This window comes from bacterium (assembly GCA_017744355.1).
Lineage (GTDB): Bacteria > Cyanobacteriota > Sericytochromatia > S15B-MN24 > UBA4093 > JAGIBK01.
Map to the genome: position 1 here is coordinate 150,436 of JAGIBK010000008.1, position 20,296 is coordinate 170,731.

At 65.2% G+C, this 20,296-nt stretch carries 20 protein-coding genes; 9 read left to right on the plus strand and 11 right to left on the minus strand.

Annotation, left to right across the window (positions count from 1 at the left end):
• Positions 1 to 3: 3 nt before the first annotated feature.
• The 3 genes from J7643_18050 (at position 4) to J7643_18060 (ending at position 2,575) form a co-directional block, all read left to right on the plus strand.
• Positions 4 to 1,218: a hypothetical protein gene (locus J7643_18050; protein MBO9542495.1), complete on the plus strand. Its 1,215-nt coding sequence runs from the start codon at positions 4 to 6 to the stop codon at positions 1,216 to 1,218.
• A 286-nt stretch (positions 1,219 to 1,504) separates the two neighbouring features.
• Positions 1,505 to 2,158, plus strand: coding sequence for a hypothetical protein (locus J7643_18055; GenBank protein ID MBO9542496.1), 654 nt, complete (start codon positions 1,505 to 1,507; stop codon positions 2,156 to 2,158).
• Between the two features lie 75 nt (positions 2,159 to 2,233).
• Complete coding sequence (locus J7643_18060; GenBank protein ID MBO9542497.1) at positions 2,234 to 2,575, plus strand: hypothetical protein; 342 nt, start codon at positions 2,234 to 2,236, stop codon at positions 2,573 to 2,575.
• Between the two features lie 46 nt (positions 2,576 to 2,621).
• Here the strand turns inward: J7643_18060 and J7643_18065 are convergent, their stop codons facing one another.
• From J7643_18065 to J7643_18075, 3 genes are read right to left on the minus strand one after another with little or no spacing between them, the layout of a single operon-like run.
• Positions 2,622 to 4,100 carry a glycine--tRNA ligase gene (locus J7643_18065; GenBank protein ID MBO9542498.1) on the minus strand — a complete coding sequence of 493 codons (1,479 nt, stop codon included), beginning with the start codon at positions 4,098 to 4,100 and terminating at the stop codon, positions 2,622 to 2,624.
• A gap of 37 nt (positions 4,101 to 4,137) precedes the next feature.
• Positions 4,138 to 4,392, minus strand: coding sequence for a hypothetical protein (locus tag J7643_18070; protein ID MBO9542499.1), 255 nt, complete (start codon positions 4,390 to 4,392; stop codon positions 4,138 to 4,140).
• A gap of 11 nt (positions 4,393 to 4,403) precedes the next feature.
• Entirely contained in the window at positions 4,404 to 5,033 is a 630-nt protein-coding gene (locus J7643_18075; protein ID MBO9542500.1) for an SPOR domain-containing protein, read from the minus strand.
• A gap of 223 nt (positions 5,034 to 5,256) precedes the next feature.
• Between J7643_18075 and J7643_18080 the strand changes: the two genes are divergently transcribed.
• Positions 5,257 to 6,294, plus strand: coding sequence for a hypothetical protein (locus tag J7643_18080; GenBank protein MBO9542501.1), 1,038 nt, complete (start codon positions 5,257 to 5,259; stop codon positions 6,292 to 6,294).
• A gap of 53 nt (positions 6,295 to 6,347) precedes the next feature.
• Here the strand turns inward: J7643_18080 and gyrB are convergent, their stop codons facing one another.
• Positions 6,348 to 8,315: a DNA topoisomerase (ATP-hydrolyzing) subunit B gene (gyrB, locus tag J7643_18085; GenBank protein ID MBO9542502.1), complete on the minus strand. Its 1,968-nt coding sequence runs from the start codon at positions 8,313 to 8,315 to the stop codon at positions 6,348 to 6,350.
• A gap of 112 nt (positions 8,316 to 8,427) precedes the next feature.
• On the opposite strand from gyrB, the gene J7643_18090 reads away from it, so the two are divergent.
• Both J7643_18090 and J7643_18095 read left to right on the plus strand, forming a co-directional pair.
• Positions 8,428 to 9,576: an iron-containing alcohol dehydrogenase family protein gene (locus J7643_18090; GenBank protein MBO9542503.1), complete on the plus strand. Its 1,149-nt coding sequence runs from the start codon at positions 8,428 to 8,430 to the stop codon at positions 9,574 to 9,576.
• A 127-nt stretch (positions 9,577 to 9,703) separates the two neighbouring features.
• Complete coding sequence (locus J7643_18095) at positions 9,704 to 10,879, plus strand: LL-diaminopimelate aminotransferase (GenBank protein ID MBO9542504.1); 1,176 nt, start codon at positions 9,704 to 9,706, stop codon at positions 10,877 to 10,879.
• A 103-nt stretch (positions 10,880 to 10,982) separates the two neighbouring features.
• On the opposite strand, the gene J7643_18100 is transcribed toward J7643_18095, so the two are convergent.
• The 3 genes from J7643_18100 to J7643_18110 all read right to left on the minus strand — a co-directional run bounded on the left by J7643_18100 (position 10,983) and on the right by J7643_18110 (position 12,934).
• The gene (locus J7643_18100; protein MBO9542505.1) at positions 10,983 to 11,339 is read right to left on the minus strand and encodes a single-stranded DNA-binding protein; all 357 of its coding nucleotides are present in this window, start codon (positions 11,337 to 11,339) and stop codon (positions 10,983 to 10,985) included.
• Between the two features lie 178 nt (positions 11,340 to 11,517).
• Complete coding sequence (locus J7643_18105) at positions 11,518 to 12,267, minus strand: WbqC family protein (GenBank protein MBO9542506.1); 750 nt, start codon at positions 12,265 to 12,267, stop codon at positions 11,518 to 11,520.
• A 25-nt stretch (positions 12,268 to 12,292) separates the two neighbouring features.
• The gene (locus tag J7643_18110; protein ID MBO9542507.1) at positions 12,293 to 12,934 is read right to left on the minus strand and encodes a PIG-L family deacetylase; all 642 of its coding nucleotides are present in this window, start codon (positions 12,932 to 12,934) and stop codon (positions 12,293 to 12,295) included.
• A 197-nt stretch (positions 12,935 to 13,131) separates the two neighbouring features.
• On the opposite strand from J7643_18110, the gene J7643_18115 reads away from it, so the two are divergent.
• The 3 genes from J7643_18115 to J7643_18125 are packed head-to-tail and all read left to right on the plus strand — an operon-like array spanning position 13,132 to position 15,927.
• The gene (locus tag J7643_18115; GenBank protein ID MBO9542508.1) at positions 13,132 to 13,881 is read left to right on the plus strand and encodes a PHP domain-containing protein; all 750 of its coding nucleotides are present in this window, start codon (positions 13,132 to 13,134) and stop codon (positions 13,879 to 13,881) included.
• Positions 13,871 to 14,902 (plus strand): ATP-grasp domain-containing protein, encoded by a 1,032-nt coding sequence (locus tag J7643_18120; GenBank protein MBO9542509.1) that lies wholly within the window; start codon positions 13,871 to 13,873, stop codon positions 14,900 to 14,902. Before J7643_18115 ends, J7643_18120 begins: the two co-directional genes overlap by 11 nt.
• A gap of 41 nt (positions 14,903 to 14,943) precedes the next feature.
• Positions 14,944 to 15,927: a polysaccharide deacetylase family protein gene (locus J7643_18125; GenBank protein ID MBO9542510.1), complete on the plus strand. Its 984-nt coding sequence runs from the start codon at positions 14,944 to 14,946 to the stop codon at positions 15,925 to 15,927.
• Between the two features lie 105 nt (positions 15,928 to 16,032).
• Here the strand turns inward: J7643_18125 and J7643_18130 are convergent, their stop codons facing one another.
• The 4 genes from J7643_18130 to J7643_18145 form a co-directional block, all read right to left on the minus strand.
• A complete protein-coding gene (locus J7643_18130; GenBank protein ID MBO9542511.1) occupies positions 16,033 to 17,241 on the minus strand; it encodes a glycosyltransferase in 1,209 nt (402 codons plus the stop codon).
• A 65-nt stretch (positions 17,242 to 17,306) separates the two neighbouring features.
• Positions 17,307 to 18,428: a glycosyltransferase gene (locus J7643_18135; protein MBO9542512.1), complete on the minus strand. Its 1,122-nt coding sequence runs from the start codon at positions 18,426 to 18,428 to the stop codon at positions 17,307 to 17,309.
• 25 nt (positions 18,429 to 18,453) lie between these two features.
• Complete coding sequence (locus tag J7643_18140; GenBank protein MBO9542513.1) at positions 18,454 to 19,608, minus strand: glycosyltransferase; 1,155 nt, start codon at positions 19,606 to 19,608, stop codon at positions 18,454 to 18,456.
• A gap of 231 nt (positions 19,609 to 19,839) precedes the next feature.
• Positions 19,840 to 20,296 (minus strand): hypothetical protein (locus tag J7643_18145; protein ID MBO9542514.1); only part of this gene is annotated, 457 nt, incomplete at its 5' end.

Genomic DNA, 20,296 nt, shown 5'->3' on the forward strand with positions numbered 1-20,296 from the left:
GGATTGGCGCCAATCTTCTACCAAGGTTTTTTCAAGATGAGATTCTCTTTCATCGTTCAAATGATGCTGTCCTTGGCTTTCGTCGCGATTGCCGGTTGTTTCAATCTTGGCCAATCCCCCGTCATACCATCACCCGTCACAGTGGCAACACCAGAGCCCCCGCAGAAGATCATGGATAAGGCGCGGGTGAGGGTGACAACGATCCTGAAGACGGATGGTGGCCCGCCCGTGGAACGAAACGTGTACTACCCAGGGGGGATTGCTATCGGCACGCAGGGTAACTTGTATGTCTCGGATGGCACGTCACGTGTGTTGAGTATTGATGCTGCTGGCCACCTTCAGGAAGTCGCGGGCATGGCCTTCAGGCTGCCTTGGCGGCCCTGGGAGGGCGGTTTTGCCGATGGGACGGGCAAGGATGCGCGCTTCAACTATCCAGCCGGGCTGGTGGTCGATGCGAGTGGTGATGTGATTGTCGCAGATGCGGGAAACCATCGCATTCGGAAGGTCACGCCGGAGGGACGGGTGACGACCCTCGCAGGTTCAGGCGTGCAGGGGGCTCAGGACGGCGTGGGACTTGCTGCGCAGTTCAATCGCCCTTCTCAGTTGATCATCGACGCAAGCGGCTCGATCTTCGTGAGCGAGTGGCATGGGCACCGGATACGACGCCTCGACCTCGATGGCACCGTTACGACCATCGCGGGGACGGGTGAGCAGGGCTTTGCCGATGGGCCCGTTCGCCAGGCGAAATTCAATCGACCGCAGGGGCTTGCGCTAGGCCTGGATGGCAGCATCTACGTGGCGGATTCCGATAACTATCGGATACGACGGATTTTTGGCGGGATGGTCACGACGGTCGCGGGAGATGGTACCCGGGGATTCAACGATGGGTCTGCGCTGAAGGCGAAGTTCGGCTCCCTGGGTGGATTGATCCGTATGCGGGATGGCGATTTGATCGTCGCGGATAGCGATTACGATTGCATCCGGCGGGTGAGCGCCGCGGGGCAGGTCACGACGATCGTCGGCGGCGGGACGTATCGGAAGCCACGGATCGGGGCCGATGAGTTCGACGGCTTCAACGAGTCCGGTTACGTCGATGGCGACGAGAGGACTGCCAGGTTCTACGTGCCACTCGCGATGGCGGTCGATTCTTCTGAGAAAAACATCTATGTGTGCGATAGCGCCAATGACGCGATTCGACAGATTACCTTCTTGCGCTGAGAGGAGAAGCAGTGGCCTTGAAAAAGCTTTCAATCTTGGTTCTCCGTCGACGCCTCGCATTCTTCGTGGCCAACCTGCTACTTGGCAGGGAGGCGAAGAGAGACCTCACTGAGCGACTCCAGGCCAATTCTGGAGAGGTGGCGAGGTGGAGGTCTGTGGTCCTGATGCCTGCCTTGAGGCGTCTCAAGCAGCAAGGTCGCTCGGACGAGTTGCTGAAAAAATTACGGAAACCCCTTGCGCAGTTGCAAGAGCTGGCAATCCTTGAAGAAGGGCGAGGTGGTAGGCGGTGAGCACCACGCGAGCCAATCTTTCTTTCCAGAATCAGAGACCGCCACTTGGTGCTAAGCCCTCTCACTCGAAGCGACCGCCAGTTCAGCAAGAACTGGACCAGGAAGCAGGTCGCAAGGAAAGAGAGCATTATACCGATGTGTTCCTGCGCTCGGAGAGCTTGCTGAGCCTTTCCTCTGACGGGCGTGCGCCCATGATTCCTCGTGCGCGCATGCATTCCTATCTTGGGATTGCCGCAGAGAAGATTCGCAGCGCCGAGCAGGTTGTGGCGGCCGTTACAGCACCAATTTCGCTGCTTCAAGCTGCGCTTGAACCGGCTGGCGCGTCGGAGGCAGCAAGAAACGTGGCGACTCTACGGGCATGCATCCAGGAAACTCCTGCGCTCGAAAGGGAAATCCGTATCGCGCTTCAACGCTTTGGCGATACGAAGGCTTCACTTCAGGATGCGGCCGGGCATGTCGAGCGCCTTACGCTTGCTTTTCAAGATGACGCTGTTCAAGAGTTCGAGGCATTCTCGCTGAATAGGCTACAGGGGAAGGTTTTTCTGCTTTGCAACCTCCATGAATCCTTCAAGCCTTACCAGGAAATTGCACGTCTCTTTATCAATTTCCATGTGCTTTCGAAAAGTGGACTCATCAGGGCGATTGCTTGAGGAATGAAGATGGTTAGGGGAAAATTCGCGTTTTTTGCACTCCTTCTTGTCGCAGTTTGCTTGTCGGGATGCGCTTTGTTCACCAACTTTGCGCAAGCCGACGGCGTGACCTTTGCGCCACCGTCTTGGTTGCACGGCACGTGGAGCGACAGCGTGGGGGTGAATACCTTCACCATCACCAGCGACAATCTCGTGCTCGAGGTGAGGGCGGGCAGCACTCGCGATACGATCGACTATCAGAAGACGATGGCCAGGGTCTCGACCCAAGAAGCCTCATCGACGGCTTACGTCGTCAGGACCAATGGCGCCAGCGTGCAGTCGGTCCTGACCTTCGCCAAGATCGATGACAAGTCCCTGGATTATTCGGTGACACAGAATGGCAAGCTCATCGGACCTCTTAGGTTGACGAAGCATTAAACGGCGGGGGCTCCCAACGTGGGAGCCCCCGCCGTTTGTTCGGTCCTTAGAAGACGCTCGCGCTCAGGCCTTCGGGGGCCGGGTTGAGGCGGGTCTCCAGGTAGGGGATCAGCTCCTCGATCTTGAGGCGGACCTGGCTCATGCTGTCGCGCTCACGGACGGTGACCGACTTGTCTTCGAGGCTGTCGAAGTCGATGGTCACGCAGAAGGGGGTGCCGATCTCGTCCTGGCGACGGTAGCGCTTGCCGATCGAGCCGGTCTCGTCGTACTCGACCGACCAGCGCTTGGCGAGGGCCTCGTGGATCTTCTTGGAGGGACCCTTGAGCTCGGGCTTCTTGGAGAGGGGCAGCACCGCGACCTTGATGGGCGCGAGCGCCGGGTGGAAGCGCAGGACCACGCGGGTCTCGCCCTTCTCGTCGGTCTCCTCGTCGTAGGCGTCGACCAGGAAGGCCAGGGTGGCGCGGTCGGCACCCGCCGAGGGCTCGATCACGTAGGGGACGAAGCTCTCGCGGCTCTCCTCGTCGAAGTGCTTGAGGTCCTTGCCGCTGAACTCTTCGTGGCGCTTGAGGTCGTAGTCGGTGCGGTTGGCGATGCCCTCGAGCTCCGACCAGCCGAAGGGGAAGCGGTACTCGAAGTCGAAGCAGCCCTTGGAGTAGTGGGCGAGCTCGTCGGGGCCTTGGCTGCGCTTGCGGAGGTTCTCGGCCTTCATGCCGAACTGGGTGTACCAGCTCCAGCGGGCCTCGACCCAGTGCTCGAACCACTTGTCGGCCTCGTCGGGCGGGCAGAAGTACTCGATCTCCATCTGCTCGAACTCGCGGGTCCGGAAGGTGAAGTTGCCGGGGGTGATCTCGTTGCGGAAGCTCTTGCCAATCTGGGCGATGCCGAAGGGCGGCTTGCGACGGGTCGCGGTCTGGACGTTCTTGAAGTTCACGAAGATGCCCTGCGCGGTCTCGGGGCGCAGGTAAACCACCGCGGCCGAGTCCTCGACCGGGCCCATGAAGGTCTTGAACATCAGGTTGAAGTTGCGCGGCTCGGTCAGCTCGTTGCTGCCGCAGTTGGGGCAGACCATGTTGGAGAGGGCCCACTGGACCTTGTCCTTGTCCTTGAGCATTTCCTCGATGGGGTGAGCCTCGAGGTAGGTGGCGAGCTCGCCGGCGAAGGTGTCGGCGCCCTTCTTGACCAGCTTGGAGACCTTCTCGCCCGACTTCGCGGTCTTGGCGACGGCCTCGATCAGGTGGTCGGCGCGGAAGCGCTGCTTGCAGCTCTTGCAGTCGACGAGGGGGTCATGGAAGGTCTCGAGGTGGCCGCTCGCCTTCCATGCCTCGGGGGCCATGAGGATGGCGGCGTCCAGGCCGACCACGTCGTCGCGCTCTTGCACGACGGCGCGCCACCAGGCGCCCTTGACGTTGTTCTTGAGCAGCACGCCCAGGGGGCCGTAGTCCCAGGTGCTGGCGAGGCCGCCGTAGATCTCGGAACTCTGGAAGATGAAGCCCCGACGCTTGCTCAGGGAGACGATCTTGTCCATGACGTCGGTTTGAGTCGCTTGTGCCATTTCTACCCCTTTAGGCTGCTTGGATGGAATCCTGGTTCATGCCGGAGGCATGCTGCCCGGAAGCCTCATGATAACACGCTCCGGCGGCGTCGGCTCTCGTTTGGGCGGCACGCGCGACGAGGCCTTGGATCCAGGTGGTGACGAGGCGGAGGAACCAGATGAGACCGACGGTCGCAAGGCCCAGCACCAGGCAAGCCAAGGCCATCAGCGCGATGCCGGCGATGGCGAGCTTCACGACGGGTGGCAGATCGAGGAGCGCGGACATGGAAACCTCGTTTACTGGCGGATGGTGACCGAGTAGCCCTTGGCGTTGACTTCGTCGGCGACGGCCAGGGCGCGATCGCGCTTGGAGTAGGCGCCGATCTGGGCGTGGTACTGGCCGTTGGAGTCCTGGACGACCTTGGCGGTGATGCCTGCGGCCGAGAGCTCGTCGACCATGGACTGGGCCGAGTCGCGGCTGTCGTAGTTGCCCACCTGGACCCGGAAGGTCTTGGCGCCCTCGTCGAGGCGCGGGGCCGGGGTGGCCTGGGCGAAGGGATCGGCGGCGGGGGGCTCGGTCGGCGGCAGGGCGGTGTCGACGGTCCCGGAGGGCATGACGCTCGCCAAGGGGGCCGGGGTGGCCTCGGGGGCCGTCGCGAACGGATCGACCGGGGCCGGGGTGACGAGCGGCGTGGGGGCCGAGCCGGGCATGCTGGACGGATCCGCGCTCTCGACCGGCAGGGGCTGCATGGAGGGGCCGATGGCCGGCTCCTTGATCGAGACCTGGGTGCCCCGGTAGGTGATCCAGAAGCCGCCGCCGAAGGAGGCGAGGGTGCAGACGACGAAGACCAGCCAGTACGTCCCGGCTTTGGGGCCGCGCTTGCGCTTGGGAGGGGTGGCGGTGGGTTTGTTGAGCGGTTTAGCCAAGGGGGATCGGGACCTCCGGAAGCCGCATAGATGAAGGGTCTGCAACCGCTCGATTATATCATGCGCGGGCCTTTTTGCTCGGTGCGCGGGAGCACGTTCGAGATGCTGTTAAGGGTCGGTTAATTCGGCGGTAAGTTACGGTATTTCGCCTTGAAGGGCCTCTTGCTTGGTGTTACGGTGGGGAAATACTCGCTTCCCCCCTTGCGTCGAGAGGACGGCCGGCATGTTCAAACGCCCTATGCGCCTGCTCTCGGGTCTCGTGCTCGGCCTTGCGATCGCAGGTTGCAGCCTCGGCCCTTTCGCAGCGGGCGAGGGTGTCGAGTCGCGCCTTGCGGCCCAGTCGTCGCGCGCGACCTACCAGCTCTTCGTCGAGCCCGACGAGGGCCAGGCCCCGGTCCTCACCGCCATCCAGAAGGCCAAGGCTTCGGTGGACGTGGTGGTCTACATGCTCTCGTCGCCGGAGATCATCCAGGCTCTCTGCGAGGCCCACGGCCGTGGGGTCAAGGTCCGGGTGCTCCTGGAGCAGCGGCCCTTCAATCCTTCCAACCCCAACGTCCCGCTGCCGATCAACAAGAAGACTTTCGAGACCCTGGAGGCCGCGGGGGTGCCGGTTCGCTACGCCGATCGGCGTTTCGTCTACACCCACCAGAAGACCATGATCGTGGATCAGAAGGCCGCCTACATCCTGACGGCGAACCTGTCGCGCGCGGCCTTCGAGAAGAACCGCGAGTACGGGCTCATCAATCGCTCCGAGTCGGACGTGGCCGAGATCCAGGCCATGTTCGAGGCGGACTGGGAGCACAAGGCCTTCACGCCGATGGATCCCGACCTGGTGGTCAGCCCCGACAACTCCCGTTCGCGTCTGGTTTCCTTCATCCGCAGCGCCAAGCGCTCGGTGATGGTCCAGGACGAGGTGATGGGCGATCAGGAGGTGGCGGATGCCCTGGGTGAGCGCGTCCGCGCTGGGGTGGACGTCAAGGTGCAGGCGGCCAAGTTCGAGCCCAATGCCCTGGGGGACACCAACGCCAAGCTCCTCAAGCAGCTCAACGACGTGGGGGTGAGCCAGGTTCGCTTCCAGGTCAAGCCGATGCTGCATGCCAAGCTGATCGTGGTGGACGGCGAGGCCGCCTACGTGGGTTCGATCAATCTGACGACCAACTCCTTGAACAACAACCGAGAGCTCGGGGTGATCGTGCGGGAGCGGGCCATCGTGAACCGGCTCGTGACCTTCTCGAGTGCCGACTGGAAAGCGGCGATGTAGCCTTCAAAAACAAACGCCCCCGCCGAGACCGGCGGGGGCGTTTGTTTTGGGGCTTAGACGTCGAGGTTCTTGACCTCGCGTGCGTGCGTCTGGATGAACTCGCGGCGCGGCTCGACCTTGTCGCCCATCAGGATGGTGAAGAGGTGGTCCGCCTGAGCGGCGTCCTCGATGTCCACCTGCAACAGGGTGCGGTTCTCCGGGTTCATGGTGGTGTCCCAGAGCTGCTGGGGCATCATCTCGCCCAGACCCTTGAATCGGCTGATGGTGAGGCCGTCCGAGCCGATGCGGCCCTTGAGGGCCTCCAGGTCGCGGTCGGTGTAGCAGTAGTGGACCTGCTTGCCCTTCTCGACCTTGTAGAGGGGCGGCTGGGCGATGTAGACGTAGCCGCCCTCGACCATGGGCTTGGCGAACCGGTAGAAGAAGGTCAACAGGAGGGTGCGGATGTGGGCGCCGTCCACGTCCGCGTCGGTCATGATGACGATCTTGTGGTAGCGGAGCTTGGCGACGTCGAAGTCGTCGGCGACCCCGGTGCCGATGGCGATGGTGAGGTTGCGGATCTCTTCGTTGCCGTAGATCTTGTCGAGGCGCGCGCGCTCGGTGTTGAGGATCTTGCCGCGCAGGGGCAGGATGGCCTGGAAGTTGCGGTCGCGGCCCTGCTTGGCCGAGCCGCCGGCCGAGTCGCCCTCGACGATGTACAGCTCGCACTTCTCGGGGTCGCGCTCGGAGCAGTCGGCGAGCTTGCCGGGCAGGGTCGAGCCTTCGAGGGCGCTCTTGCGGCGGGTCAGTTCGCGGGCCTTGCGGGCCGCTTCGCGGGCGCGCAGGGCGTCGATCGCCTTGGAGATGATGGCCTTGCCCACCCCGGGGCTGGACTCGAGGAAGTGGTTGAGGGTCTCGGTGAAGACCGAGGTGACGATGCCCGTGACCTCGGGGTTGCCGAGCTTGGTCTTGGTCTGGCCCTCGAACTGGGGCTCGGGGATCTTGACCGAGATGACGGCCGTGATGCCCTCGCGGACGTCCTCGCCCGAGAGGTTCTGGTCGTTCTCCTTGATGGTGCCGGCTTTGCGGCCGTACTCGTTGAGCAGGCGCGTCAGCACGTTGCGGAAGCCCGTGACGTGGGTGCCGCCCTCGTGGGTGTTGATGTTGTTGGCGAAGGCGAGCACCGACTCGGAGTAGCCCGTCGTGTACTGCATGGCGATCTCGACGCTGACCTCGTCCTTGACGCCCGAGACGTAGATCACGCTGGGGTGCAGCGTGTCCTTGTTCTCGTTGAGGTACTCGACCATCTGGATGATGCCGCCCTCGTAGTGGTACAGCTCGTCGCGATCGCCGCCGTCCGCGCCCAGGCCCTTGCCGATGAAGCGGATCTTGACCCCGCGGTTGAGGTAGGCGAGCTCGCGGAAGCGGCCCGCGAGGGTCTCGTACGAGAAGATGATGGTCTCGAAGATGGTGGCGTCGGGCTTGAAGCTGACCTTGGTGCCGGTGCCCTCGGCCTCGCCGAGGACCTGGAGGCCGCCGATGGGCACGCCGCGCTCGAAGCGCTGGAGGTTGAGCTTGCCGTCGCGCTTGACCTCGACCTCGCACCAGTCGGAGAGGGCGTTGACGACCGAGACGCCGACGCCGTGCAGACCGCCCGAGACCTTGTAGCCGCCCGTGCCGAACTTGCCGCCGGCGTGCAGGACGGTCATGACCGTCTCGAGGGTGCTCTTGCCGGTCTTGGGGTGGATCTCGACGGGGATGCCGCGGCCGTTGTCGTCGACCGACACGACGCTGTCGGCGCCGAGCACGACGGTGATGTCGGTGCAGTGGCCGGCGAGCGCTTCGTCGATCGCGTTGTCGATGACTTCGTAGACCAGGTGGTGCAGGCCGCGCTCGCCGGTGCTGCCGATGTACATGCCGGGGCGCTTGCGGACGGGCTCCAGGCCTTCGAGAACCTGGATCTGGGCGGCGCCGTAGTCCTGCGTCACGACCGTCGCGCTCTGGGCGTCGGTTCCGGTCAGGATTTCATCGGTGTTGGTGGGCATTCGATCCTCCAAGATGACAAGCCCTTCTTTAGATGAAGAGGCACCCCTGATTATACCACGGTCCCGGTATGGCGCCAATTTGCGCCCCTTTCTACCGTGCTAGAATGGGCGTATGCAAGAACAGACGCTCAAAGAGGATTTCATGGCCGCGGGCGACCCCGTCCGGCAGCTCGTCGTTTCCCCCACGGTGGTGATCAACGGCGAGGGAGCCCTTTCGAAGGTGGGGGAAGTGGCCCGTCAAATCGGCGCCAAGGCCCTCGTGATCGGCGGGCCCGTCAGCTACCCCGCGGTGAAGGAGGGGCTCGAGGCGAGCCTGAAGGCGGTGGGGGTCTCTTTCGAGGTCACGACCTACGGCCGGGATTGCTGCGAGATCGACCAGGAGCTGTTGGCCGAGCTCATCCGGGTCTGCGGGGCCGAGGTGATCGTCGGGGCGGGCGGCGGCAAGGCCATGGACGCGGCCAAGCTTGCGGCCTACCGGGCGGGCCTGCCCGTGATCAACGTGCCGACGAGCGCTGCGACCTGCGCGGCGTGGACCGCGCTTTCCAACGTGTATTCGAGCGAGGGGACCTGGCTGTACGGGGTGGCGCTGCCGACCAATCCCTACGCGGTCGTGGTGGACCACGCGGTGGTCGCGACGGCGCCTGCGCGCCTTCTGGCCTCGGGCATCGCCGACACCCTCGCCAAGTGGGTCGAGAGCTCGGCCTCGGTGGACGTGTCCCAGGCGGATGCCATGACCCTCTCGGCGGTCGAGATGGCGCGCTTCCTCTACGAACGCCTCATGACGGTGGGCGAGGCCGCCTTCGACCAGGCCCAGCGCCACGCGCCCGGCCCCGAGCTGCGCGCGGCCATCGACGCCAACATCCAGCTCGCAGGCACGGTGGGCGGCCTGGGCGGGGCGCGCTGCCGCTCGGTGGCGGCCCATGCGGTCTGCAACGCCCTGACGGCCATGCCGGGCCACGGCGTCTCCTGGCACGGCGAGAAGGTCGCCTTCGGGATCGTCGTCCAGCGCATCCTCCAGGCCTTCCCCATCGACGAGATCACCCGGCTCATCGCCTACTTTGCCGCCATCCAGGTGCCCGTCACCCTGAAGGAGCTGGGGGTCGCCGACGATCCGCAGGCGATCGAGGCGATCGCCCAGGGCACCGTCCGAGAGGGATCGAGCGCCCATCTCCTGCCCGGAGGGGTCGATGCCGCGCGGGTCGCAGCGGCCATCTCCCAGGCCGATGCGCTCGGCAAGGCCCAGCGGGCCATGGGGGCCTGAGGCCTCGCTTCGAATCGCTTTTGCCCCCGGCGAAAAGGCGCTAGAATGGCTCGGGAAAGCCCCGGGCTTTTCATGCGTCCCACGCTTCGATCAGGAGATGACGATGATCACCACGTCCAACCAGACGATGTTCCAGGAATCCGACCGTCTCAAGAAGATTCCCCCCTACGCGACCGCCCAGCTCGAAGTGCTGCGCGCCGCGGCGGAGAAGAAGGGGATGTCGGTCATCGATCTGGGGATCGGCTCGCCCGACCTGCCCACCCCGCAGCCGGTCGTCGACGCGGCCATCGCCGCCGTCAAGAATCCCGCGAACCACGGCTACCCGACCTTCCGCGGCAAGAAGGCCTTCCGCGAGGCGATCGCCGCCTGGTACCAGCGCCGCTACGGGGTCGAGCTCAACCCCGAGACCGAGGTGCTGCCCCTCATCGGCTCCAAGGAAGGCCTCGCCAAGCTGCCCTTGGCCTTCATCAACCCCGGCGACAAGACCATCGTGCCCCAGCCCGCCTACCCGGTCCACACCCGCGGCACCGTCCTCGCGGGCGGCGAGATCGTCGAGGTTCCCTGCCTGCCGCACGCGGGCTTCCTGCCCGAGTGGAACACCGTGAGCGCCGAGGACGCGGACGCCGCCAAGCTGCTCATCTTCAACTTCCCCAGCAACCCGACCGCGGCGGTCGCGCCCCGCTCGTTCTACGAGGACACCCTGGAGTTCGCCAAGCGCCACAAGATCATGCTGGTGCATGACCTGGCCTACGCGGATCTGGCCTTCGACGGCTTCAAGCCGACCAGCCTGCTCGAGATCCCCGGCGCCAAGGAGCACGGCGCCCTCGAGTTCCACACCATGAGCAAGACCTACAACATGGCCGGCTGGCGCTGCGGCTTCGTGGTGGGCAACGCCGAGATGATCAACGGCCTCTACCGGGTCAAGACCAACATGGACTACGGCGTGCCCAACTTCATCCAGGACGCGGCGATCGCGGCCCTCAACCTGCCCGATAGCCACGTTGCGGAGCTGGTCGAGGTCTACCGCCGCCGCCGCGACGTGGTGGTCGAGGGCCTGAACAAGCTCGGCTGGAAGCTCGAGAAGCCCCAGGCGACCATGTACGTCTGGGCCCCGGTTCCCAAGGGCGAGGCCGCTTACGACTTCGTGGCGCGGGTGATCGACACCGCGGGCGTCGTCTTCACCCCCGGCACCGGCTTCGGCGCCCTGGGCGAGGGCTACTTCCGCGTCTCCTTGGTCAAGCCCGAAGCGGAGCTTCAGGCGGCCATCGACCGTCTTGAGAAGGCCGGCATTCGCTTCGCCTAGGTCGTTCGGGGGGGACGCATCGCCCGGTGCTTTCTCCCAGCGCCGCTTCGAGAAGCCAAAGGGGCCCGACGCATCGCGTCGGGCCCCTTTGCGTTTGGTGGCTTCAGAAGGGGAGGGCCTCGGCCTCCTTATCCGCCTCCGGGACGCTGCTGACGGCCTTGGCGCCGGCAAAGCCCCAGTCGGCGTCCCGGACGTCCACGTAGTAGCCGCCGGTCTCGGCCTTGCGGAGCTCGACGCGCCCCGTGGCCCAGAGGTGGGTGCCTTTGGAGACATGGTTGACCAGGCTCTCGCCGCGCGGCCCCCACACCTCGATCCGAAAGACGTCGGATTCGGGGTAGGTCGCTTCCTTGCGCTTGTAGGGGCGGTTGACCGAGATGGGGATCGTGGCGACCAGGCGTTCGCCGACGGTCCTGATCTCAGGGTCGGCGATGGCGCGGCCTACGATGGCTAGGCGGTTCATGCGGTGCCTCCTCTGACGCGTTCATGCGGATGATCGATATTGAAATAATAACGATAAATATTATTTATTTCAATACGCCGACGTCACCCGCATGGAGGGCGTGAGGCGGGAAACCAGGAACATGCGCGCGAGCAAGGCGTTGCGAAGCCCAAGGCACGCGTGTGCTCTCGCGTGAAGGCTATCGCAGGGTGGCGAGGGGCGAGGCGGCAGCCTCCACCAGGCTTCGACGGATGTCTTGAAGGGCGTCGAGCCCGAGGACCTCTCGGCTCTGCGGCCCGCAGTTCATCAGGAGATCGAGGGTGGAGAGCTGGGGGGTGAACTGCTTCTTGCCGTGTTGCGGATAGCTCGGGTGCTTGAAGTCGTGGTAGCACACCCCGATCCCGGATTGCCGCAGGGGAGCTTCTTGCAGGTAGTCGCGCCCAGACGGCCCCGAGAGGTAGACGCTCGCCTTGGCCTTGAGGCAGATGTCGTGGATCAGGTCGGTCTTGAAGCCCGTGGCGCCGAGCGCCGATGCGCGCAGCAGGGGGGTCGTGATCCCCAGGGCCGTGCGGAAGAAGTCGATGAGCGCGTAGTTGAGCTCGACCAGCTTGGTGTGCGGGGCCATGAGGATGCGCTCGAGGGCCTCCGCGTAGTGCGCGAAGTAGGGGTGGCGGGCGTAGTGGTAGGCGATCGATTTCCAGTACTTGTGCTGCCAGGGCGTCTCGTCGTCGATGGCGACCTCCAAGAGGGGGCCGTAGCGCGAGCACTGCTTGCGGACCGGGACCGTGAGCCACTGGGCCTCCCGGATTCCCAGGATCTGGTTGCGGTTCTGGAAGTAGCGGTGCCGGTACTGGCTGGTGTCCATGAAGACGTAGCAGTCGGCGAGCGCCATCTTGTGGAAGTAGCCGAGCCAGGGCAGGTGCTCGGGCTGGTGGGCGGTGACGATCATCGGGGGCCTCCTCCTTTCAAGGACTTCAGAGCGAAAGCCCCATGCGCAGGATCTCGAACGACTCGGCGTAGCGGTAGCCGCCCTCGAAGCCCCGGTGACGGGCCCGGGCCTCGACGGCCTCGATCCAGGAGTGGCCGTACTTGCGGTACTCGCCCACGTGGGCCATGAGCGAGGAGAGCTTCTTGTCGATGCTGCAGGAGATGTCGATGTAGAGCTGGGGCCTGAAGCCGACGTAGGAGCGCCCCGACGGCGAGATGGGCTCGTACATCAGGATGGAGGGGTGGCGCCGGGCGGCGGAGATGCTGGAGAGGGCCACCCCCTGGTGAGCCTGATGGGTGTCGAACGCCCAGTGGGTGAAGACGAGATCCGGCTGGAAGTCGTCGATCTGCCCCTCGATCTGCTCGACGACGCTCGAGTGGTAGGGGATGTCCTTGGTGGGGTTGTTCATGACGACCAGATCGTCGACTCCCAGGATCTGGGCGGCGTTGTGCCCCTCTTTGAGGGCCGTCTCCCGCGTGCGCAGGACGTCGCCTTTGTAGTTGGTGTACTCGGAGGAGCTGAGGACGACCATGCGGACGTCATGGCCCTTGGCGATCGCCTTGGCCAGGGTCCCGCCGCAGGCGAGCTCGATGTCATCCAGGTGAGCGCCGATTGCGATGATCTTCATGAAAAATCTCCGATCGGTGGTGCGTCAGGGATACGTCGGGTGGTTCGGTGAAATCGCTTGCTAGCTTAGTTCCGGGCCCCGGTGACGCCAAGGGCGGAGAGGATCGAAGAACTTTGGTCATTTTGTCCAAAGGCTGCTTTCATCGGACCTGTTAAAACTGGCGAGGGTTTTTGCCAGTTTCTTACAAGGAGAAGTCGATGCTTGAAACTGCGAGACTGTCCAGCTTCGCGGGTCGCTTGGTCATGCCCGCTCGTCGCCTCGATCACAGCATTCTTCGATCCGATCTCCACCTTCACACCACCTTCACTGATGGCCGCTCGACGGTCTTGGAGATGCTCCAGGCCGCCGCGCGCCAGGGCTTGCAGACCGTGGCGTTCACCGAGCACGTGCGGCGCGGGATCACCTGGTTTGAGGGCTTTCGCGAGCAGGTCCAACGCGACCGGCTCGGCTTCCCCGATTTGGAGGTCCTGGTCGGCATCGAGGCCAAAGCCTTCGATTGCCATGGGGGCCTGGATGCGGATCCCGCGCTCATCGCGCAGGCGGATCTGGTCCTCGGGGCCTTCCACAACTACCCGGATCGCCGGGGGGGCTTCGTGCCCGCCACCGCCCTGAGCGCCGAAGAGGCCGCCGAGCTCGAGTTCGAGGCCTCTTGGGCTTTGCTCGACCACCCGGAGGTCGATGTCCTCGCGCATCCGGGCGCCCTCACCCGCAAGTTCTTCGGGGAGTTCCCCGAGCCCTACCTGCGCGAGCTCGTGGAGAAGGCGGCGGCCCGGGGCCGTGCCATCGAACTGAACGGCGAGTACAACAGCCCTGAGCAGCTGGGGCGCCTGATCACCTGGTGCCGCGAGGCGGACGCCTGGGTCACCCTCGGCTCGAACGCCCATCACGCCAGCGAAGTCGGGCGGATTGCCGCCCTCGTCACGGAGGTTGAAGGCTATGTCCATTAGAGTCCTCGTCACGGGCGCGAACTCCACCGTCGCCCAGTCGATCATCAAGGCGCTCAAGGCCTCCCCGCTGGACGTGGCGATCGCCGCGTGCGACATCAACCCCTACAGCGCGGGCTTGTACCGGGGCCACCAGGCCTTCCTCGTGAAGCCCTACACCGATCCCGGCTACGAGGCTCAGATGCTCGAGCTGCTCAAGACCCAGCGGGTCGACGTGCTCCTGCCCGGGGTCGAGGGCGAGCTGCAGCTGCTCGCCGAGCGGCGCGCGCGCTGGGAGGCTGAAACCGGCTGCCGGATCATCGTGAACTCCCGCTCCTTGCTCGATATCACCCAGGACAAGTACCTGACGGCACGCTTCTTGCGCGCCAACGGCTGTTCGGCGCCCGAGAGCACGATCGAGACCGACCCGGCGTCGCTTGCGGCCTTCATCGCCCGGGTGGGCTTCCCCTTGATCGTCAAGCCGCGGCGCGGGGCGACCTCTCGCCACGTCCACCTGGTCCACGACGAGGCGGAGCTGCGGGCCTGCCTGGAGCAGGTGCCGGGCCCCGTGATCCAGGAGTACCTGGATTCCGAGGAGTACACCTGCGGGGTCTTCGTGGATGCCGAGGGCACCCTCAAGGGGGTCGCCACCATGCAGCGCATGATGGCCAACGGCATCACCGGGACGGCGATCGCAGGCTCCTTCCCCGACGTGGAGGCCGAGGTGCGGCGCGTCGTCCAGGCCCTCGGCCTGCGCGCGTCCGGCAACATCCAGATGCGCCGTAATCGCTCGGGCCGCCCGACCACCTTCGAGGTGAATGCCCGCTTCTCGAGCTCCGTGGCCATCCGGGCCCACTTCGGCTTCAACGAGGCCGAAGCGACCCTTCGCTCGTTTTATCTGGGGGAACCGGTCCCCGAGCTGCGCTGCCGGCCCGGCATCGCCATGCGCTACGTCAACGAGATCTACGCCGAGGCGAGCGAGATCCAGGCCTTGCTCGCAGACGGCGCGCATCGCCCCGCCTCGGTGGTGGAGGCGAACTTCTAAGCCGAGAGGCGCATCGCAAGGTTCGAGAGGAGGAGGTGTCGATGCCCGCAGGACCCGTCTTGATTACTTCGGAGCCCTCGACCAAGAAATTCCAGGCGCGGGCCAAGCGCCTGGGCTTTCGCTGCGCCCGGGCGCTGAGCCATCGCTCGGGACGCGTGCCCGTGCTGATGTACCACCGGATCCACGAGGAGCCCGATGTCCTCAACATTTCGCCCGAGCGCTTCGCGGCCCAGATGCGCCTCTTGCGGGAGTGCTTTTCCCCAATCTCCCTCTCGGAGCTCGTCGCGCACCTGCACTGGGGGCGTCCTTTGCCGCCCGATGCCGTCGTCGTCACCTTCGACGACGGCTATCGCGACAACTACACCCATGCCTTTCCCATCCTGAAGGCCTACGACATCCCGGCGACCTTCTTCGTGACGACCGGCATGATCGGCGAGCGGCGGCACTTCTGGTGGGATCGGGTCCGGCGAGGGCTCAAGCCGGTGGCCGAGGTGACGGCCGTGTGGCCGGAGCTCGGCCATCGCCTGCAGGGGCGATCGCATGACGAGCAGGTCAGGCTCGTGTGCGCGGCGCTCAAGACCCTCGATACCGCCACGGCGCGCGAGCGTCTCGAGCGCCTGTGCGATCCGGTCGTCCCCGACGTCCGTCAGACCATGACCTGGGAGGAGCTTCGGGAGATGGCCGCCGAGGGCATGGAGATCGGCAGCCACACGGTGACGCACCCGATCCTCGCGAACCAGGACCCCGAGGAGGCCGCCTGGGAGATCCAGCACTCCAAGGAAACCCTGGAGCGCGAGCTGGATCGGCCGGTGCGGCACTTCGCCTACCCCAATGGTCGCATGGTGGATTTCTCGCCAACCTTGATGGCGCTCATCGAGGGGGTGGGGTACCAGTCGGCCTGCTCCACCGTCACGGGCTACGCCTCGCTACGCTCGTCGCGCTTCGCCCTGGAGCGGATCGGCGTCTGCGGCGGCGAGTCCTTCCGGCGCTTCTTGATCCAGGTGTCGGGCTTCCAGGGCGCCTGAGCGCGCCACGCGCGACGCCCGCCTCGAATCCGAGGCGGGCGTCGCGTTGTGAGCCCTTTTGCGAGGCGGAAGGGGGAATGCAAAAGTGCTTTCCCCCCTTCGCCCTTAGGCATGGATGGGAACCAGGCTCGGGTGCAGGGTCGCGAGGCTGCGGAGCGTCTGCTCGCTGATCGAACGGGAGTCGAAGTGCCGCTCGATCCAGCTGCGGGCGTTGGCTCCGAGCTGCGCGCGCAGGCTGCTGTCCCCCAGGCAGCGCAGCACCGACGAGGCGAGGGTCTCGGAGGTGTCTGCGACCAGGTACTCTCGCCCGTCCGTGCCCCCGATCCCCTCCTGGCCGATGGTGGAGGTCACCACCGCCTTGCGCAGCGCCATGCCTTCGAGCACCTTGTTCTTGAGCCCCGCCCCGAAGCGGATGGGGGCGACGACCACCTTGGCGCGTTCGAGGTAAAGGCTGGGGTCCTCGACGAAGCCCGTGACCTCGACGCCGGGAAGGTTCGCGAGCGCCTGGACCTCTTTGGGGGGCTCGGCTCCCACCACGTAGAGCTTGCAGTGCGGCATGCGCGCGCGGATCTGGGGGAAGACGTCGTGGGCGAAGTACAGGGCCGCATCCTTGTTGGGGTGGTAGGCCATGTTGCCGAGCAGGGCGATCGCGTCCTCTTCGGGGCCCGTGAAGGGGGACCGCTGGATCACGTGGTCCTGGATCGCGACCGGCAGGGTCACGAGCCGTTCGGGATCGGCGCCATGCTGGACGAGGTGCTGCCGGTCGAGCTCCGAGACGACGAAGGATCGCGGGAACCGATTGACCGTCTCGACCTCGTATCGGATGAGCCGCTCTTTCTCGATGGCGTAGATCAGGCGCCAGGGGCCTTTCGCCTGCTCGGCGGCACGGGCGTAGTTCAGGGAGATGGCGTCGACCAGGTCGATGGCGACGGGGGTCTCCAGGTCGCGGAGCATCTCGGCCACCCGCACGTGCTGGCCCAGGATGGCCTGGTATTCGTGCTGGTGCGCCTGAATCCAGGCGCGCACCTCCCGGAAGGTGAAGTAGCGGACCTGGATCGGCCCCCTTGAGGCCAACCCTCGAAGGGCGTTGAGCGCGTAGGACGAGGGGGAGTAGGAGAAGCACATGATGCGCTTGAAGATGCCCTCGAAGGCCCTGAGATCCAGCTGCTGGAAGCCCCCTTTGTCGAGGAACAACAGATCGACGTCGTACTGGGATGCCAGGTACCTGGCCGAGTTCAGGATCCGGATCCCGTAGCCGGCCACCGTGGGGAAGGGCAGCTTTCTCGAGCAGACCAGCAAGATTCTGGGCTTCATATCGGTCTCCTTTGCGGTGGGCGTTGGAAGCTGAGATGAGTGCGGTGGGTGTTGAAAGGTGAGGCTTAGTAGGGCTGTGGCTGTGCGCTGAGTCGTAAACGGTGCGTATGCAGGCGCTCGTAGAGGGCCTCGAACTTCGATGCCATCTGTGCCAGGGTCAGGTGCGCGGCGAAGTGGGCTTGGCCTGCGGTCCCGAACCGCTGGCGGCCGGCCGGATCCGCCAACAGGGCCGCCAGGCGCTCAGCCAGGGCTGCGGGGTCTCTCGGCGGGACCAGGTACCCGGTGACGCCGTCCTGGATGATCTCGGGCACGCCGCCCACGCGGGTCGCCACGATCGGGAGGCGGGCCGCCATGGCCTCGGCGGCCGAGAGCGGCAGGCCTTCCAGCAAAGAGGGGAGGCAGAAGACGTCCGCGGCGAGCAGCAACCGGCTGACGTCATCCCGGTAGCCGAGAAACTGCACGCTCCGGGTAAGGCCGAGCTTTTGCACCTGCGCTTCGAGCTCGGCGCGGCAGGGCCCGTCCCCGGCGAGTAGCAGCTGGGCGTCTGGCTGAGCCGCTAGCAGGCGTGGCATCGCCTCGATCAAGTAGCGCTGCCCCTTCTCCGGGGAGAGGCGCGCCACGTTGAGGATGATCGCTTGCTCGGCCGGCAGTCCGAGTTCGGCCCGCACCTGCGCCCGAGCAGGGGGGCTCGCCGCCGGTCGAGGAATGCCGTTAAGGATGGTCTCGGCCTTGCCGGAAGGGAGGCCATGCTTGACCAGATCGCGGGTCAGGGCGGCGGAGACCCCGACCACCCGGTCCGAGCCGGCCGAAAAGAGACGGGCGACGGTGGGCTTGGTCCATTCTCGCCAAGAGCCATGGGCCGAGGTGACGATGGGGATCGCGCGGTTGCCGCGGGCGAGGCGCGCGGCGATGGCGGTGGTGGGTGAGTTGGCGTGGATCACCTCGATCTCTTGCGCGTCGATGACGACGCGCAGGCGACGGGCCAGGGCCCAAAGCCCCCAGGGCGACTTGGCGCGTGCGGGGGCCATGACGGGCCGGACGGACGGATCGAGGAGCTTGGTGAGCATGCCGCCTTCCGAGACCACCGTGATCCGGTGACGGCGCTCGGAAAGCTCGTTGGCGAGACGGACGACGAACTGCTCGGCGCCGCCCATCTCCAGCTGATTCGTGATGATCAGGATGCGCATCGGCATGGGCCTCTTTTCTTGGCGATTAGGCGGGACGGTGCAGCAGGGAGGCGAAGAGTCGTTCGTAGGCGGCGACGGTGCGCGGGAACGTGAAGTTGGCCGCTCGACGATGCCCGCCCGCGACGAGCCGGGAGGCGAGCTCGGGGTCGCCGAGGACTTGAAGAATTCCCTCGGCCAGCGCTGTCGGGTCCTCGGGCGGCACCAGCTGGCCGTCCTGACCCGGGGTGATAATCTCGCGCGGCCCTCTAGGGCAATCGAAGGAAACCACGGGCGTACCGACGGCCATCGCCTCGATGAGCACGGTGGGGAAGCTCTCGACGACCGAGGAGAGCACGAAGAGGTCGCTATTGCGCAGCCAGGGGTAGATGTTGCCTTGAAAGCCGGGGAAGTGGACGTGCTGGGCGATTCCGAGCTCGGCGGCAAGGGCGATGAGGCGCGGTTGCTCGGGCCCGCTGCCCACGATGGCCAGGCGTGCGGGCCTTCGTTCGAGCACGCGCACGAAGGCTTGCAAGAGCATGTCGAAGCCCTTCTCGGGGCTCAAGCGCCCGGCCGCCACGATCAATGGCGTCCCATCGGCTCGCCAGGGGAGCGTCAAAGGCTCCTGGGAGAGGGCTTCCACGCCTGCGGGGACGATGGGGTTATAGAGGACCCGGACCTTGCCCGCAGGGAGTCCGAGGATTTGCTCGAGCTCGGCGGCAACCCCTTTGGAGACCCCGACCAGGGCATCGGCGACCTGGTAGAGCGCGGGCATCATCCCTTGAAGGACGCGATCGATGGGCCTTTTCGGGGCGCGGTCGTTCTGCTGGCTCTGCACGAGCAGGCTGTGCTCCGTGAGCACCAGGCGAGGCTTACGGCCGCTGAGGAGGCGGGCCAGGACGACGATCACGTTGAGATAGCCGCGCTGGGAGAGGATGAGGGCGGGGCGCTCGCGTCGAATCTTGCGGGCGAGCGTGAGGATGGCGCCGACGAAGCTCTCCACCTTGAGATCGCAGATGGGGACCGAGGGCGGCACATCCGCGAGAAGGGCCCCCTTTGCCTGGTTGAGCACGAGGGTCGGCGCCCACGCGGAGGTGGTCAGCCCCGTGAGGAGATTCAGGACGATGCGTTCGGCACCGCCGACTTCGAGCCTGTCCAGGTAGAACCAAACGCGCGCGGGCGCGGGCGGAGGAGGGGTCGGCATATCTTGCTCCTTGTCCAACGAGTGGGGGCTGCGTCGGGGCGATGATAGTTCCGGGCAAGCGAGCAAAATACGTGCAAGATGTCCGAGAGATTCCGTCTCTCGCCTTTCTTTGCGAAGTTAAAAGTTTTCCGCGATAAAACGGTCCTTTTAGTCGGATTTTTTGGTGCTTTATGACAATGAGGGTGGGGACCCGCAGGTCCCCACCCTCATGCCGCTTGGCGGCGGTGTGCGCTATTGGTATTCGTAGGCGCCCATGTCGGGGGCGGAGCCGGACGTGCGATTGAGGTTCGCGAAGTCGGTGGTGATGCGGTAGGTGTTCCCCAGGTCGTCCGAGAAGGTGGGGGGCGTCTTGGCCTTGTTGATCGCCGTCGAGGACGACGTCAGGCGGAAGTCCTTGGAAGAGGGCGCGACGAAGCCGGTCACCCCGGTCAGCCAGAGGTTGTCGTGGTTGTTGATGGTCGACTTGGTGCTGCTGTTGGCGACGGAGGTGCCGGTGGAGTAGCCCAGGTTGTTCATGAGCTCGGCAGTGATGGCCGCGCCCTCGAAGTAGAAGGAATTCTTGTTGTTGATGAGGGTGTTGTGGGCGAAGAGGACGTTGGTGGGGCCGTTGTCGGGATCCCAGATGAAGATGCCGTTACCGTTCGTGTGGTCGTAGGAGACGTTGTTGTAGACCCAGATCCGATCGGTC

Excerpts from the sequence above, each read along its gene's own strand:
- J7643_18065 (MBO9542498.1), bottom strand. The coding sequence starts at position 4,100 with ATGGACAAGATCGTCTCCCTGAGCAAGCGTCGGGGCTTCATCTTCCAG.
- J7643_18070 (MBO9542499.1), bottom strand. The coding sequence starts at position 4,392 with ATGTCCGCGCTCCTCGATCTGCCACCCGTCGTGAAGCTCGCCATCGCC.
- J7643_18080 (MBO9542501.1), top strand. The coding sequence starts at position 5,257 with ATGTTCAAACGCCCTATGCGCCTGCTCTCGGGTCTCGTGCTCGGCCTT.
- gyrB (MBO9542502.1), bottom strand. The coding sequence starts at position 8,315 with ATGCCCACCAACACCGATGAAATCCTGACCGGAACCGACGCCCAGAGC.
- J7643_18090 (MBO9542503.1), top strand. The coding sequence starts at position 8,428 with ATGCAAGAACAGACGCTCAAAGAGGATTTCATGGCCGCGGGCGACCCC.
- J7643_18095 (MBO9542504.1), top strand. The coding sequence starts at position 9,704 with ATGTTCCAGGAATCCGACCGTCTCAAGAAGATTCCCCCCTACGCGACC.
- J7643_18100 (MBO9542505.1), bottom strand. The coding sequence starts at position 11,339 with ATGAACCGCCTAGCCATCGTAGGCCGCGCCATCGCCGACCCTGAGATC.
- J7643_18105 (MBO9542506.1), bottom strand. The coding sequence starts at position 12,267 with ATGATCGTCACCGCCCACCAGCCCGAGCACCTGCCCTGGCTCGGCTAC.
- J7643_18110 (MBO9542507.1), bottom strand. The coding sequence starts at position 12,934 with ATGAAGATCATCGCAATCGGCGCTCACCTGGATGACATCGAGCTCGCC.
- J7643_18115 (MBO9542508.1), top strand. The coding sequence starts at position 13,132 with ATGCTTGAAACTGCGAGACTGTCCAGCTTCGCGGGTCGCTTGGTCATG.
- J7643_18120 (MBO9542509.1), top strand. The coding sequence starts at position 13,871 with ATGTCCATTAGAGTCCTCGTCACGGGCGCGAACTCCACCGTCGCCCAG.
- J7643_18125 (MBO9542510.1), top strand. The coding sequence starts at position 14,944 with ATGCCCGCAGGACCCGTCTTGATTACTTCGGAGCCCTCGACCAAGAAA.
- J7643_18130 (MBO9542511.1), bottom strand. The coding sequence starts at position 17,241 with ATGAAGCCCAGAATCTTGCTGGTCTGCTCGAGAAAGCTGCCCTTCCCC.
- J7643_18135 (MBO9542512.1), bottom strand. The coding sequence starts at position 18,428 with ATGCGCATCCTGATCATCACGAATCAGCTGGAGATGGGCGGCGCCGAG.
- J7643_18140 (MBO9542513.1), bottom strand. The coding sequence starts at position 19,608 with ATGCCGACCCCTCCTCCGCCCGCGCCCGCGCGCGTTTGGTTCTACCTG.